Raw genomic sequence first — 14,842 nt, 5'->3', positions numbered from 1 at the left:
TCCATATTAAAAATTTCTAATAAGGTTTTTTTGTAAATCTTGGTAAGGGATCGTATGTTTTTGTAAATATTATTTGGATTAGCTAAATACTTTTTAAAAGTGGGTTCTTTAAAAAGAGCCCACATGAATATCAGTTAAGTGATTGGTTTAAGTATGCCTATAAATTAATGGTGAGAGGTTGTAGTCCAGTTGAACTATATTAATCTAATGACGATTCCTCCCACATTAATCAGTATGATTGTTTTGGTTAGAATATAATCCGTGGCCAAATTAGTTGACCACTTCGATAGAGTGTTCTCATGTTAGTGAGTTTTTATGAAAGAAAAAGTTGATAGCAAAACATTAAGATCTGCTCAATTTAAAATGTTGGATATTTTAATTTCAGTAGATGAAATATGTAAAAGAAATGATATATCGTATTGGCTTGACGGAGGTACTTTATTAGGTGCAGTTAGGCATAAAGGATTTATCCCATGGGATGACGATATTGATATATGTATGACCAGGCAAGACTTTAACAAGTTTATAAAACTAACTAGTGATCAGTTTCCAAGTGACTTGTTTTTACAAACTCCTAAGACAGATAATTTTTATTTCAAAAGAACACTGCCTTGTAAAGTTAGATTGAATAATACTAAAGTGATAGAAGCTGATGATTTGCAAATGCCTTCAGATTTTGATAAATCACACAGAGGATTATTTGTGGATATATTTCCAGTGGACTATTATTCAAAAAATAAAATATTTAGGCATGTTTTTGAAAGACTATTAGTTAGAATTTATTACCTAAAAACGATATCCGTATATATTGACCACAACTCTCAGGTTAGACGAGTATTATCAAAACTGGCTAATATTTTTCCGTGGTACGTGCTTGATTATCTCATTGAAAAACAATCAAAATTAATGAATCGTAAATCTAGTCGAAGCAATAGGATTTTAGGCTTTGGTATTGAAGTGCCTGCAGAGCTGGGTTTTATGAGTGATAAATTGCTATATCCGCTTAAAAATATAGAGTTTGAGGGGCGTAAATTTCCAGCTCCAAGCTCTTTAGATGAGTGGTTAACTATAAGATATGGTAGTGACTATATGGAGTTACCAGATGAAGAAAAGCGTGTATGGCATGCAATAGATATAAAGTTGTAAATAATGTCTAGTAAAAACGATTTTATAGACTTGAGTTTGAAAATTATGTCTTTGGGTGTTGTACGCGTTTTTGGCTTTTTTGCCCCTATTGTATATATTGCAATTTTGACTAAACAATATGGAGTTTCTGGGTATGGTGTTTTTGCGACGTTACTAGCTATTATAGGGATAGCTACTCAGTTAGTAGATTATGGTTATAACGTCTATTTACCAAAGGTTGTAGCTGAAAAAAAACACGATGAATATATATTTCAAAACGTTACCATTTCACGGTTGATTAATACTTTTTTTGTAAGTTTAATATTGTTGATATATGGCTCAATCTCAAATGTTTCGTTTGTTAGCATTGGTATCATTACACTTTACTTAATTATTCAAAGTTTTAATGTATCTTGGCTACTACAAGGCCGAGAAAAAATAAAAGCATTGAGTGTTGCATATATTATTGAGCGTACTTTCTTTATAATTTTTGTTTTGTTACTTAGTTGGTTAAGAGTTGATGAAGAGTATCTCATTTTGGCATCTGTCATATCATGTTTGTTAATGGTAATGGTCCAGTATTTTCTTTTGTCAAATGACGAAGTCCTAATTTTTAGATTTGATAAGCTTAACATTAAAAATTTGACATTGTTATATAAGTCAGCATGGGGTTATTTCTACTCTAGAGCTGCTTTCTCTGCCTATTCAAATATGAGTGTTATTATATTGGGTGTTTTTTTTGGAAACCATGTTGTTGGAATATACTCAATAGCAGAGAAAATATATGCTGCAATAAAGAGTATGATGGGGATTGTGACAACTAGTCTTTATCCATACATGTGTCGAACGAAAAATATCAGTTTATATTGCCGATTAGTTGTTTTTATATTATTATCAGCAACCTTTTGTATATCATTGGTTTATTTCTATTCAGAAGACGTTATTCGGTTTTTATCAAATGACATCAAGTTTGATGATGTAAAAGTTATACTTGATATATTTTTGCTCTCTTCTTTGGTTAGTTTGCTTTCTATGCTATTGGGTTACCCACTTTTGGGGGCATTTAATTTTCAAAAAATTGTAAATAGAAGTTCATTATATACTTTTTTTTGTTATTGCTCATTTACAATGTTAACGTATTTTTTATTCGAAATAGATGCTGCAAATATGGCCATTATAGTTTTGCTAAGTGAGTCTTTTTGTTTGATGTATCGAACTTTTTATATATTAATTAACTATAATGAGATTTCTTCGAGTAACTGAAATGATGATATTGTCCTTTTGCGCAACAGTCCGAGATTAAGAAATAAAAAAATTGAAGAGAGATTTGATATGAATGCTTTAGAAGACCCATTGGTTTCAGTAATTATACCCGTGTATAATGCACAAGGTTATGTCCAGGAAGCTGTTGAATCAATATTGGAACAAACCTACACTAGATTGGAAGTAATCGTCGTTAATGACGGTTCAACCGATAATAGTGGTGCTATCTTAGATAAAATGGCGAGATATGATTCCAGATTGACTGTATATCATCGAAAAAATAGTGGCATCGTTAAATCATTAAATTATGCGCTGTCCTTATCTAAAGGGAAATATATTGCTAGAATGGATGCTGACGATATATCATTACCGAATAGAATTGAAATGCAAGTAGACAAGTTAATTAATGGTGATTTAATATTGTGCGGAACTCAAACCTTTTTTATAGGTTCTCGTTCTGGGATTAGTGAGTTACCAATACAACCTAAGCATTGTATGATTCAAAGCTTTTTTTCAACGCCTGTTTATCATCCTACGGTTATGTTTTTGTCTTCAGGTATTGAGTATAAAGAAGAGTACCAAGACGCTGAAGATTACATGTATTGGGTTGATATGCAAAAAATAGGTAATATAGGCAATATTGTAGAACCCTTACTCAAGTATAGAGTTCATGATGATCAAGTTTCAAGAAAATATAATTTAAGTCAAATTGGTAGTCAATTAAAGATTAGTCATAAAGCCATATCCGATTATCTGGGCATTGAGGTCGGTAAAGGGAGTTATCTAGAAAAAATTGAACTACTTTTGCAAGATTCTAATATCTGCAGAGACGACGAAGCTAAAAAGATAATTGAGCGTGGCCTATATTACGTTATGGCATTCTTTGGTTTGAAAGGTATCTCTTTGTATGTCAATTATGCTCGGAAAAATGGTTTTTTAAGTTTTTACAGAACTAGTAAATTTCTTGCACGAAGTTTTAAGTGGAGAAAATTCTCCGGGAATATTTAAGTTGGGATTATGTCAATAGTTATATTAACTCCTCACCTTCATTCTGGAGGTGTAGCTAAAGAATCTAGAAAGTGTCTTAATTATCTTAGAGATAGCAATACCGTTAATGTGAAAATTTGGTGCACGGATACAATTGATGGTGATATTGATGGCGATTATTATTTCAATTTTTTTTCTAGTCGCGTACACAACGTTGGATGGCTCAGAAAGCTATACTTAAACTTGTTATCATTACCTCATTTCTTTTCAAAGCTGAAGGAAAATAGAACAGAATATATAATTGCAATGCATTTTTTTCCTATACTATTGAGCCACATATATAGGTTGCTGTCACTCAGAAGAGTTAAAGTCATTTCTGTATATCACACTGATGTCGCTGGGTATTACCACGATGCAGGGCTATTAAAGAAAATTTTCATAAAAACCCTTATTAGCCTTTCCGGCTCAGGGCTATCTTCGGTTTTTATCTCTAAAGATGCTTTGGCCAGGGCGAAAAAAAAATTCAAGTTAACCAATTCAGTTTGTATTCCTAATTCAGTTTATTTCTCTAGTGTTATCCGAAAAACCATACTACCTCCAAATAAAGGTAGCACAGTTCATCTGTTAGCTGTAGGCAGTCTGGTTTCTTCAAAAAGAATTGACAGCTTACTACGGGTATTGAAGAAATTAGGTGAGCATGATGAATTTAATTTTGAGCTTAAAATTGCAGGTATCGGTGATGAAGAGAAAAGGCTTAAAGAATTTGCAATTCAACTAAATATTCAAAAGAGAGTTACTTTTTTAGGATATACTAACGATCTGAAGAAGTATTATACTGATGCGGATTTGTTAATCTCAACCTCAGAAAGGGAAGGAATGCCACTAAATCTTTTAGAAGCTATATCTCATGGTACTCCAGTTGTCGCTATGGATTGTAACACAGGACCAAGGGAAATATTGGAGGGTAATTGTGGGGCTGTAGGTTATCTTTGTGATTCACAAATAAAGGAATATAATTTTGAATTAGATTTGGATAGTTCAGAAATTGTGATGGCGAAATTAATTATTAATCATTTCACATTAGGTTATTCATTTGATACTAGTTCTACAGTTAACGAATTTTCAGAAGAAAAATCCCGCCTTCTTTGGAAGGAAGCAGTAGAAAAGTAACTATATGTAATGTTATACCATGAATATTTTTCTTTAATTACAATTAAAAACTAGTAGAGTTATATGAGCGAGTATTTATTAACATCACTTTTTTTGTCTTTATACCTATTGTTAATACTTCAACTTAGAGATAAAGCCACTTGGTATGATGTTTTATTAGTTACCTTGTGTCTTTCTTATGTTATTGGCTTTCGGAGTTATGACTCAGGTAATGACACAGTAGCGTATTATAGTATGTTCGAAACAATGGCTAATGTTGGGTATGTTGATTTTTTTGAAACATATCCAAGATTGAGTTTTGAAAAGCTTTATTGGTTTGAAATTTATATCTATACTTTATTTACAGATGATATTTCTATTATCATGTTTTTACAGACGGTTACATCTGTTTTTTTAACATTAACAGCGATAAATTTAATAGCTGCTAATGGTGTTCTGGCAGTGCTTCTCACAATATCAATGTTTACTTTTTATTCATTTTTTGGAAATGTTATAAGACATGGAGGTGCTATCGCTTTTTTTCTTTGGTCTATATATTTTTCTGAAAAGAATAATGTGAATAAAGCAGTGATTTCTTCTTTTGCATCAATGTTGTTTCATGCTGCTGGTGTGTTTAGTTTTATACCCGTTATTTTTTCTATTCTAAAGGTTCGGTTGAGCTTTGTTTTTGTTTTGGCATTTTCTTTTGTTATATTTTTAGTGCCGTTTGTTAATGTATTATCTTCATTTAGTATTTTTTCTGCACTTAATTATTATTTTGAAGGTTCATCACTCTCTCTTAATTTAAGCTTTTCAAGCATATTCTCTATTTTATTAGTGGCTTTGGTCTTGCTGTTTTACCCAAAATTGAGAAGTGGCCTATATTTTAAAGTGTATTTATTCCTATCAATTATAAACTTGTTTGATGTTATTGGTGGGGATGCTTCATATAGAATTGAAATGACAAGATATATATTAGAGCCTATAATTATATCTGGTGCGTTAAATTTACCCAAAAAATATTTGTTTACCATCCCGCTTTTCACCTTCTCATATTTTATATATCTTGTTTACTTCTCAAACTTTATGCTTATGATGTCTTGATAAACCTGTTGACATTACACTAGCAGGTTATATTGATTAATTGGATAATCTAGATCTTCGATTTGATTGATATATTTTCGAAAGGATAGATGTTGGAAGCAAACGTATTAATGCTCTTGTGATAAAGTAAATAAACGTCGCCGGGTTTTTAGTTAATTTTAACTGATACATTAGAAACATTATCTTTATTTCACTTCTGGCATACTTTAATCCACGCCTTCTTTCTAGCATACCATTACCAACTCTAGCGCTTACTAATATAGTATTTTCATTTGCTAATGAGTAGCCTTTAGCTTGAAGCCTTAGCCATAAATAGTAATCCTCCATGAAATGAAGATGTTGATAACTACCAGCGTCAATTATTGCTTTTTTTTGGAATATCACAGCCATATGATTTATAGGGTTTCGTTTCAGGGAGTAAGCTTTAATCTTGTTAGAACTAGGTACGGTTCTTATTCTTGAAGGTGATTTAGGGTCTGTCTCAAATTCGTTAATGTTGCAACTGAGCGCAGCAACATCTATATTTGAATCCATATAAGTTACCTGTTTAGCGAATCTGTCTAGGTGATTTATGTCATCGGTATCAACCCTAACTACCAAATCATAGCTACATTCTTTTAACCCAGAATTTAAAGCTTCTCCTAAACCAACATTTTTAGGTAATATGACCTCTTTGATAGGAAGCTTTTTTTTCCATTTATCTAACGTCTCGTATAGTGCATCAGTTAAAGGGCCATCATGTACCACAACTACTTCGTTAGCTTCAAGTGTTTGCCAAGCCAAGCTTTCGAAGCATTGCTCTAGATAGGCAGGTTCCTCTTTAAAGTATAGAGAGCATAATACGGAGAATTTTGAACTCACTTCTATCTCCCCATTCCAAAAATAACGGTCTTAACGGTTAAGAATAGAATCTTCAATTCCATACGCCAGTTCTGGTGCTTAATGTAGTAAATATCAAATTTATGCTTCCAAACTGCGTCTTCAACAGAGGCGCCGTATGGGTACTTAACTTGAGCTAACCCAGTGACTCCGGGTTTTACAGCATGGCGAAAACGATAGTATGGAATCTCCTTTTCTAGATCCTCAATAAACACCTCACGTTCAGGACGTGGGCCTACCATCGACATCTCACCTTTATATACGTTGATTAACTGTGGCAGTTCATCAATACGTGTCTTACGAATAAAGTTACCGACTTTAGTTACTCGAGCATCATTCTTCGTCGCCCACTGAGCACCATTCTTTTCTGCATCGTTACGCATTGAGCGGAATTTGATTACTTCAAACTCTTGATTGTATTGACCAGTTCGTCGTTGTTTAAAAAAGACAGGGCCTGGTGATTCAAGTTTGATTAATGCAGCAGTCAAAAGCCCGATAGGAATAGCAATTAAACCGATCATGAAAACGAATAGTAGATCGATAAAGCGCTTTTCGTTGACATGTCTTTTGTTTGAAAGAATTGAAAAGGCTTTTTGGTGCAGAAAGTATCCGCTGTGGAGCAGTTCCGTTTCAGTATAACCAAGCGTTCTATCAAAGTAGCTCACTAGTGGCTCAACCCAAGCACCAAGTTCCGTCGCTCCAATTAAAAATGTGCGGTGCTCTTCATCAAGCTTCAAACTTTGAAAGTGGCACAAGGTTTCACCTTTAAAATCCCTGATGGTGTAGTTATTGATATCGTATTTAATGTCATGTCGAGCTAAAACAGAATGAAGAATATCTAAACATGATTCAGGTGCGTATATGTGAAGTGTAGATTTACTTTCCGATGATAGAGTTTGTAGAGCTTGGTGGTCTAACTCTGTTTCAATGGCTATTTCGGAAAGTTCTGATGTGTGAGTCTGTTTTAGAGCAACTGAGTTTTTCATTATAAGTTTGCTTTATAATTGTTTAAGGGATATTTAGCCGAAGTTGTATACATATCAATAGCGACTTTTCAATTGCGTGCATCTTACGTTAAAAGTGCTTTAATGTACATGCTGTTGATTATGATTTACTCAGCAATTTCAATCAGTGTCATATGAAGTAATTATTAATCCTTAAACAAAAAATGACGCTTTTTTTCACATTCGATCATCCTACCTGCGCCCTTTCTTGATCTTCCACTACAGTTTTGACTGTAAACTGTAGTAAAATTACGCTAATTTGTTTTTATACCGATTTATTTTGAATTGAACGAGGTCAGTCCTATGTCAGCTAAGAAGCCAATGGCTCTAGTGATCCTTGACGGTTACGGTTACCGTGAAGACAACCAAGACAACGCTATCGCGAACGCTAAAACACCAGTATTAGACGGTCTTATTGCTAACCAACCTAACACGCTAATCTCGGCTTCTGGCTTAGATGTAGGCCTACCTGATGGCCAAATGGGTAACTCTGAAGTGGGTCACACCAACATCGGTGCGGGTCGTGTGGTATATCAAGATCTTACTCGTATTACTAAGTCAATTTCAGACGGCGAGTTTGGCCAAACTGAAACGCTAGTGAACGCTATCGACAAAGCAGTAAAAGCAGAGAAAGCGGTTCACATCATGGGTCTTATGTCGCCAGGTGGCGTTCACTCTCATGAAGATCACATCTACGCAGCTGTTGAAATGGCAGCAGAGCGTGGCGCAGAGAAAATCTACCTACACGCATTCCTAGACGGCCGTGATACGCCGCCACGTAGCGCAGAAAACACACTAGCACGCTTCCAAGCGTTGTTCGCTAAGCTAGGCAAAGGCCGTGTGGCTTCGCTTATTGGTCGTTACTACGCAATGGACCGTGATAACAACTGGGATCGCGTTCAAGAATCTTACGACCTGCTGACTCAAGCAAAAGCTGAGTTCACATTCGACACAGCAGTAGCTGGCCTAGAAGCGGCTTACGCTCGTGACGAAAACGATGAGTTCGTTAAAGCGACTGAAATTAAAGCGGAAGGCGAAGAGTCTGCCGCTATCGTTGATGGCGATGCGGTTATCTTCATGAACTACCGTGCTGACCGTGCGCGTGAAATCACACGTGCATTCGTTCCTGATTTCGACGGCTTTGCTCGTAACGTATTCCCAGCGATCGATTTCGTGATGCTGACTCAATACGCAGCAGACATCCCGCTTCTATGTGCATTCCCACCGGCTTCTCTAGAGAACACTTACGGTGAATGGCTATCGAAAGAAGGCAAAACGCAGCTACGTATCTCTGAAACAGAGAAATACGCGCACGTAACGTTCTTCTTCAACGGCGGTAAAGAAGACGAGTTTGAAGGCGAAGAGCGTCAGCTTGTTGCTTCTCCAAAAGTAGCAACGTATGACCTGCAGCCAGAAATGAGCGCACCAGAGCTAACTGAAAAGCTTGTTGCAGCAATCAAAGGCGGCAAATACGACGCTATCGTTTGTAACTTCCCTAACTGTGACATGGTTGGCCACACTGGCGTTTACGATGCAGCGGTTAAAGCGGTAGAGTCGCTAGACGAATGTCTTGGCAAAGTGGTTGAAGCAATCAAAGAAGCCGATGGCCAACTGCTTATCACAGCGGACCATGGTAACGCGGAAATGATGGTAAACCCAGAAACGGGCGGCATCCACACAGCGCACACTAACCTACCAGTGCCACTTATCTACGTGGGCAGCAAAGACGTTGAGTTCAAAGAAGGCGGTAAACTGTCTGACCTAGCACCAACGATGCTTTCTCTATCTGGTATCGCAATCCCGGCTGAGATGTCAGGTGACGTAATCGTTAAGTAGTTTTTAACTTTCATCGAATACTAGAACGGCTGCACGCGAGTGTGGCCGTTTTTTTGTATCTGGAATTTGAGTATAGATGCGAGATGCGCGTAAACGAGATTCGAAGAGCTTAAGGGCTTACTCGCATCCCGCATCTGCTCTTGCTCTAACACGAAGCGCAAAGCAATACCCTGAAATACCACCCATGATGTTCCCCAAGGCTAAGCCGATAAACAGCCCTTCGACGCCATCGATTTGGCTACCTACCCAAGCAAACGGCAAGGTAAATACAAACAGACGCATGAAGCTCCATTGAAAGGCTTTGAGCGGTTGATGCATCGCATTCATCGCACTGATTAGCATCATGACAATACCTTGAAATCCGTAGCTAAATGGGACAACTAACAAGTAATGCCACAAAATACCTCGTACGGATTCTTCTTGAGAGAACAGGGCGGCTAAAGGAATGCTTAGCGGCACCATCATTAAGAAAATCAAACCTTGGAACATCACAGCAAAACGCATACTGAGAAACAGTGCCTTAAAGCTGCGTTGAGGGTTGTTTGCGCCAAAGTTCTGCGCCATAAAAGGCGTAAGTGCCGAGGTCAGAGACATCAACACGATGATCAAAATCGACTCAATACGCTGGGCTGCTCCGTAAGCCGCCACGGCTTCGGTTCCTTGTTTAGCCAACATCATCATGATAATGGCGCCAGCAAGTGGATTGAGGGCATTGGAAAGGGCGGCGGGTGTGCCAATGGTTAAGATCTGTTTCCAGTCATCAATGATGTTTTTTAGCTTAGGCGGAGCAAGCAGTTTTTCTCGCACCATCAATACATACAGTGAGCCACCCAACGCACCAAACCAACTGAATCCGCTAGCAATGGCTGCACCTTGAATCCCTAGCTCAGGAAAAGGCCCGTAACCGAAGATCAGCAGCGGGTCGAGTATGCCGTTAATCAGGCCTGCCAGCATCATGATCTTGGCGGGTGTTTTGGTATCGCCACTGGCTCGTATTGCGCTATTGCCTGCCATTGGAATAACAAGTAGTGGAATGGCTAAATACCAGACTGTCATGTATTCGGATATCAGTGGCAGTAACTCAGGTTCAGCGCCTAACAAAGTAAACATAGGCTCTAGCGTTACGAGCCCCATTGTTGATGCAAAACCAACAAGAAGCACCGCAAGTAATAAACCGTGACAAGTAAAGCGAGCCGCATTTTGTGCGCAACCTTGACCAAGCAAGCGTCCAATACAGGTCGAAAGGCCGATGCCAATCCCCATGGTGATGCAGTTGATAGCAAAGGTGATAGGGAAGGTGAAGCTCACCGCTGCAAGGGCTTGAGTACCCAGTAATGAGATAAAGAAGGTATCGACGAGATTAAACATCAAGATCGCCACCATACCGAATATGGTCGGTATGGTCATGGTACGTAATGTACTCTCAATAGGGGCGGTTAATAGCCCGTGCTTATCTTGCATGTAAAACGCCGATAGAAACCAAAAGCGTAGGATAAACAGATGTGGGCGGGAAGGGAAGAAACGAGTTTTAAAAGCAGATGCGAGATGCGAGTAATCGGGATACGAAGAGCGGGAAGAGCAGGTACGAAGAGCTTGAAGAGCTGATACAAAGAGTTAGGTAGGGGGAACGGGATTCGAGATATGAAAGGCAAAAACAAAAGAAGGCGATTCTCTTGTCTTCCTCTCTTCGCTACTCGTTCACTCGCATCCCGCAACTGCTCTTAAGTTCTTCGCTACTCGTTCACTCGCATCCCGCAACTGCTCTTAAGTTCTTCGCTACTCGTTCACTCGCATCCCGCAACTGCTCTTAAGTTCTTCGCTACTCGTTCACTCGCATCCCGCAACTGCTCTTAAGCTCTTCGCTACTCGTTCACTTGCATCCCGCAACTGCTCTTAAGTTCTTCGTTACTCGTTCACTCGCATCCCGTATCTGCCCCTTAGATCACAATTTTTTCTTTTCCCCCTTGGGTTCTTCCACATCGCCCCAACATACTCTTTAACCCCATGCCAATCGTGGCAACTATCAAATTAAATGGAAATTATCAGGAGATCTGACCGATGAATATCCGTCCTCTACACGACCGAGTTATCGTTGAGCGCCAAGAAGTTGAATCTAAATCTGCTGGTGGCATCGTTCTAACTGGTTCTGCCGCTGAAAAATCAACTCGCGGTACAATTCTAGCTGTTGGCAAAGGCCGCATTCTAGAAAACGGTTCAGTACAACCATTGGACGTTAAAGTTGGCGACACTGTTATCTTCGCTGAAGGCTACGGCACTAAGTCTGAAAAAATCGACGGCAAAGAAGTTCTGATCATGTCTGAAAACGACATCATGGCGATCGTTGAGTAATCCGACCCATAAACCTGAACTGACTGAATAAAGAATTTAAAGGAAATAAAGATGGCTGCTAAAGACGTTAAATTTGGTAACGACGCACGTATTAAAATGCTAGAAGGTGTAAACGTTCTGGCTGACGCGGTAAAAGTAACGCTAGGTCCTAAAGGCCGTAACGTTGTTCTAGACAAATCATTTGGCGCACCAACGATCACTAAAGATGGTGTTTCTGTTGCACGTGAAATCGAACTTGAAGACAAGTTCCAAAACATGGGCGCACAAATGGTTAAAGAAGTGGCTTCGCAAGCGAATGACGCGGCGGGCGACGGTACAACGACAGCAACCGTTCTTGCTCAAGCAATCATCACTGAAGGCCTAAAAGCCGTTGCTGCTGGCATGAACCCAATGGATCTTAAGCGTGGCATCGACAAAGCGGTTATCGCAGCAGTTGAAGAGCTAAAAGGCCTTTCTGTTCCATGTGCAGATACCAAAGCTATCGCGCAAGTAGGTACTATCTCTGCGAACTCTGACGCGACAGTAGGTAACATCATTGCTGAAGCGATGGAAAAAGTAGGTCGTGATGGCGTTATCACAGTTGAAGAAGGTCAGGCTCTGCAAGACGAGCTAGACGTAGTTGAAGGTATGCAGTTCGACCGCGGTTACCTATCTCCTTACTTCATCAACAACCAAGAAGCAGGTTCTGTTGATCTAGAAAGCCCATTCATCCTTCTTATCGACAAGAAAGTTTCAAACATCCGTGAACTTCTTCCGACTCTAGAAGCGGTTGCTAAGGCATCTCGTCCACTTCTTATCATCGCTGAAGATGTAGAAGGCGAAGCGCTAGCGACTCTAGTTGTGAACAACATGCGCGGCATCGTGAAAGTGGCGGCGGTTAAAGCCCCTGGTTTCGGTGACCGTCGTAAAGCAATGCTTCAAGATATCGCTATCCTAACGGGCGGTACGGTTATCTCTGAAGAGATCGGTCTAGACCTTGAGAAAGTAACGCTAGAAGACCTAGGTCAAGCTAAGCGTATTACTATCACTAAAGAAAACTCAACCATCATCGATGGTGCGGGTGAAGAGACAATGATCCAAGGTCGTGTTTCTCAAATCCGTCAACAAATCGAAGATGCGACGTCTGACTACGACAAAGAGAAACTTCAAGAGCGCGTAGCGAAACTAGCTGGCGGTGTTGCAGTAATTAAGGTTGGCGCTGCGACTGAAGTTGAGATGAAAGAGAAGAAAGACCGCGTTGAAGATGCACTTCACGCAACTCGCGCTGCTGTTGAAGAAGGTGTGGTTGCTGGTGGTGGTGTTGCACTTATCCGCGCGGCATCTAAAGTTGCTGGCCTTGAAGGCGACAACGAAGAGCAAAACGTAGGTATCCGTGTTGCACTACGTGCAATGGAAGCACCGATTCGTCAAATCACTAAGAACGCAGGTGATGAAGAATCAGTGGTTGCTAACAACGTTCGTGCTGGCGAAGGTAACTACGGTTATAACGCGGCTACTGGCGAATACGGCGACATGATTGCGATGGGTATCCTGGATCCAACTAAGGTGACTCGCAGCGCACTACAGTTCGCAGCATCAGTTGCTGGTCTTATGATCACGACAGAAGCGATGATCACAGACAAACCTCAAGATGCGTCTGCTGCTATGCCTGATATGGGTGGCATGGGCGGTATGGGTGGCATGGGCGGTATGATGTAATCATCCCCCCTTTCTCGTAACAGAGAAAGCTATACATAAGCTTTAAAAGCGGAGACCTTGGTCTCCGTTTTTGTTTTTTAAAGAGCAGATACGAGATTCGAGTAATCGGGATGCGAAGAGCTTGAAGGCAGATACGGGATTCGGGTAAACGGGATGCGAAGAGCTTGAAAGGCAGATTTGGGTTATCGGGTTACGAAAAGAATTTAGAGTAGGTATGAGATTAGAAAAGATGAAAGGATAGAAGTCCTGAACTTTGGTTCTTTTTCGGTTCTTTTCAATGGGGTACTTTTGAGATGATTAGGTTTTCGGTCTTTAGGTAGAAATTGTGCTTTATAGAAAACTTGATGTTTGGCAGCGCAGTCGTCTGTTGTCGATCTTTGTTTACCGGGAGGTAGGCTATTGTCGTGATTATGGCTTCAAAGATCAGATTACTCGCAGTGCTTTATCTGTACCTAGCAATATCGCTGAAGGCTGTGAGAGAAAGTCTCTTAAAGAGCGTAAACACTTCTTTGCAATCGCAAAGGGCTCCATCGGTGAGTTTGCAACTCAAGCAGACATAGGCTCTGAAGTTGGATTCATTTCCAATGAGGCAGGGGAGCAATGGCAATCTGAAGCACTTCAAATCTCACGAATGCTTGGAGCCTTAATCAAATCACTAGAACAGTAGACTTCTTTGCTCTTTGCTCTTCGCATCTCGTCACTCGAATCCCGCATCTGCTCTTAACCATTGCTCTTTATGATTTAGCGGCTTATATTCAACAGTACAGTTATGACATTGATTTAACATGGATAGCTGTTGAATAAAGGATAATAAATACTTGATTGAAAATGGATTAATCAAGTCAACAATAAGTCAGTGGAGACTCCCCCAATGAAAAAACTACTTTCAGTACTTGCTGTGTCGGCAGCAGTAATGGCACCTGCGGCATTTGCTTCATCGCCAGTTATGTTTTCAACGATTAACGGCTTCAACGCACCTGATTCAGATGCGGTTGGCGGTGTACGTTTAGCTCTGCTTCACGGACAAGTAAACGACCTTAAAGGTGTCGATCTCGCGGTTGTTGGTATGTCTGAGACGCAAACAACAACAGGTGTAAACCTGGGTATCTTCGGTGCATCAAAAGTGAACCAAGAAATGACCGGTGCTTCACTTGGCTTCTTTAACTGGAATACAGGTAAAACAACGGGTGTTAACCTTGGTGCAGTGAATATTACCAATGATGTAAAAGGTGCGAACGTGAGTTTCGTTAACTACTCAGAAGGTAACACTATGGTTGATGTTGGTGCAGCGAACCTTTCAGAAGTGTCTACGGTTCAGGTTGGTATCTTCAACAAAACCAACAAAATCGAAGGTGTACAAGTTGGCCTGATCAACTGTGCTGATAACGGTTTCTTCCCGTGCTTCCCGATCGTGAATTTTGCTAAGTAAGGCTTAGTTCAATATTGTG

13 protein-coding genes are annotated in these 14,842 nt (G+C 39.6%); 10 read left to right on the top strand and 3 right to left on the bottom strand.

The genetic code is table 11. The features are described 5' to 3' along the window. The first annotated feature begins 315 nt into the window (after nucleotides 1-315). From ATB74_RS18130 to ATB74_RS18110, 5 genes are all read left to right on the top strand, one after another. On the top strand, nucleotides 316-1,146 hold the full coding sequence (locus tag ATB74_RS18130) for a LicD family protein (protein WP_061019354.1): 831 nt from the start codon (nucleotides 316-318) through the stop codon (nucleotides 1,144-1,146). A 3-nt stretch (nucleotides 1,147-1,149) separates the two neighbouring features. Continuing rightward, nucleotides 1,150-2,388, top strand: coding sequence for an oligosaccharide flippase family protein (locus ATB74_RS18125; protein WP_061019353.1), 1,239 nt, complete (start codon nucleotides 1,150-1,152; stop codon nucleotides 2,386-2,388). Nucleotides 2,389-2,457: 69 nt separating this feature from the next. Beyond that, nucleotides 2,458-3,396 (top strand): glycosyltransferase family 2 protein, encoded by a 939-nt coding sequence (locus tag ATB74_RS18120; protein WP_061019352.1) that lies wholly within the window; start codon nucleotides 2,458-2,460, stop codon nucleotides 3,394-3,396. A 9-nt stretch (nucleotides 3,397-3,405) separates the two neighbouring features. Further along, nucleotides 3,406-4,545, top strand: coding sequence for a glycosyltransferase (locus ATB74_RS18115; protein WP_061019351.1), 1,140 nt, complete (start codon nucleotides 3,406-3,408; stop codon nucleotides 4,543-4,545). Nucleotides 4,546-4,608: 63 nt separating this feature from the next. After that, nucleotides 4,609-5,628: an EpsG family protein gene (locus ATB74_RS18110; protein WP_061019350.1), complete on the top strand. Its 1,020-nt coding sequence runs from the start codon at nucleotides 4,609-4,611 to the stop codon at nucleotides 5,626-5,628. Nucleotides 5,629-5,664: 36 nt separating this feature from the next. On the opposite strand, the gene ATB74_RS18105 is transcribed toward ATB74_RS18110, so the two are convergent. Then, nucleotides 5,665-6,489: a glycosyltransferase gene (locus ATB74_RS18105; protein WP_061019349.1), complete on the bottom strand. Its 825-nt coding sequence runs from the start codon at nucleotides 6,487-6,489 to the stop codon at nucleotides 5,665-5,667. A gap of 2 nt (nucleotides 6,490-6,491) precedes the next feature. Beyond that, entirely contained in the window at nucleotides 6,492-7,493 is a 1,002-nt protein-coding gene (locus ATB74_RS18100; protein WP_061019348.1) for a sugar transferase, read from the bottom strand. 321 nt (nucleotides 7,494-7,814) lie between these two features. Here ATB74_RS18100 and gpmM point away from each other — a divergent pair, with 321 nt between their 5' ends. Further along, nucleotides 7,815-9,347 (top strand): 2,3-bisphosphoglycerate-independent phosphoglycerate mutase, encoded by a 1,533-nt coding sequence (gene gpmM, locus ATB74_RS18095; RefSeq protein ID WP_061019347.1) that lies wholly within the window; start codon nucleotides 7,815-7,817, stop codon nucleotides 9,345-9,347. A gap of 117 nt (nucleotides 9,348-9,464) precedes the next feature. Here the strand turns inward: gpmM and ATB74_RS18090 are convergent, their stop codons facing one another. Further along, nucleotides 9,465-10,808, bottom strand: coding sequence for an MATE family efflux transporter (locus ATB74_RS18090; protein ID WP_061019346.1), 1,344 nt, complete (start codon nucleotides 10,806-10,808; stop codon nucleotides 9,465-9,467). Between the two features lie 597 nt (nucleotides 10,809-11,405). Here ATB74_RS18090 and ATB74_RS18085 point away from each other — a divergent pair. The 4 genes from ATB74_RS18085 to ATB74_RS18070 all read left to right on the top strand — a co-directional run bounded on the left by ATB74_RS18085 (nucleotide 11,406) and on the right by ATB74_RS18070 (nucleotide 14,823). Beyond that, complete coding sequence (locus ATB74_RS18085; RefSeq protein ID WP_017061289.1) at nucleotides 11,406-11,696, top strand: co-chaperone GroES; 291 nt, start codon at nucleotides 11,406-11,408, stop codon at nucleotides 11,694-11,696. Between the two features lie 51 nt (nucleotides 11,697-11,747). Beyond that, nucleotides 11,748-13,394, top strand: coding sequence for a chaperonin GroEL (groL, locus tag ATB74_RS18080; RefSeq protein ID WP_061019345.1), 1,647 nt, complete (start codon nucleotides 11,748-11,750; stop codon nucleotides 13,392-13,394). Nucleotides 13,395-13,719: 325 nt separating this feature from the next. Continuing rightward, on the top strand, nucleotides 13,720-14,061 hold the full coding sequence (locus ATB74_RS18075; protein ID WP_060983135.1) for a four helix bundle protein: 342 nt from the start codon (nucleotides 13,720-13,722) through the stop codon (nucleotides 14,059-14,061). A 204-nt stretch (nucleotides 14,062-14,265) separates the two neighbouring features. Continuing rightward, a complete protein-coding gene (locus ATB74_RS18070; RefSeq protein WP_017068001.1) occupies nucleotides 14,266-14,823 on the top strand; it encodes a VC2662 family protein in 558 nt (185 codons plus the stop codon). Nucleotides 14,824-14,842: the final 19 nt, after the last annotated feature.

Origin of the sequence: Vibrio splendidus (assembly GCF_001557875.1) — a bacterium.
GTDB classification, from domain to species: domain Bacteria; phylum Pseudomonadota; class Gammaproteobacteria; order Enterobacterales; family Vibrionaceae; genus Vibrio; species Vibrio splendidus_F.
The sequence above is the reverse complement of the archived record's forward strand: the minus strand, read 5'-3'. Positions and strand labels throughout refer to the sequence as shown.

Excerpts from the sequence above, each read along its gene's own strand:
- ATB74_RS18090 (WP_061019346.1), bottom strand. The coding sequence starts at position 10,808 with ATGCAAGATAAGCACGGGCTATTAACCGCCCCTATTGAGAGTACATTA.
- ATB74_RS18115 (WP_061019351.1), top strand. The coding sequence starts at position 3,406 with ATGTCAATAGTTATATTAACTCCTCACCTTCATTCTGGAGGTGTAGCT.
- ATB74_RS18100 (WP_061019348.1), bottom strand. The coding sequence starts at position 7,493 with ATGAAAAACTCAGTTGCTCTAAAACAGACTCACACATCAGAACTTTCC.
- gpmM (WP_061019347.1), top strand. The coding sequence starts at position 7,815 with ATGTCAGCTAAGAAGCCAATGGCTCTAGTGATCCTTGACGGTTACGGT.
- ATB74_RS18085 (WP_017061289.1), top strand. The coding sequence starts at position 11,406 with ATGAATATCCGTCCTCTACACGACCGAGTTATCGTTGAGCGCCAAGAA.
- ATB74_RS18120 (WP_061019352.1), top strand. The coding sequence starts at position 2,458 with ATGAATGCTTTAGAAGACCCATTGGTTTCAGTAATTATACCCGTGTAT.
- ATB74_RS18070 (WP_017068001.1), top strand. The coding sequence starts at position 14,266 with ATGAAAAAACTACTTTCAGTACTTGCTGTGTCGGCAGCAGTAATGGCA.
- ATB74_RS18130 (WP_061019354.1), top strand. The coding sequence starts at position 316 with ATGAAAGAAAAAGTTGATAGCAAAACATTAAGATCTGCTCAATTTAAA.
- ATB74_RS18110 (WP_061019350.1), top strand. The coding sequence starts at position 4,609 with ATGAGCGAGTATTTATTAACATCACTTTTTTTGTCTTTATACCTATTG.
- ATB74_RS18125 (WP_061019353.1), top strand. The coding sequence starts at position 1,150 with ATGTCTAGTAAAAACGATTTTATAGACTTGAGTTTGAAAATTATGTCT.
- groL (WP_061019345.1), top strand. The coding sequence starts at position 11,748 with ATGGCTGCTAAAGACGTTAAATTTGGTAACGACGCACGTATTAAAATG.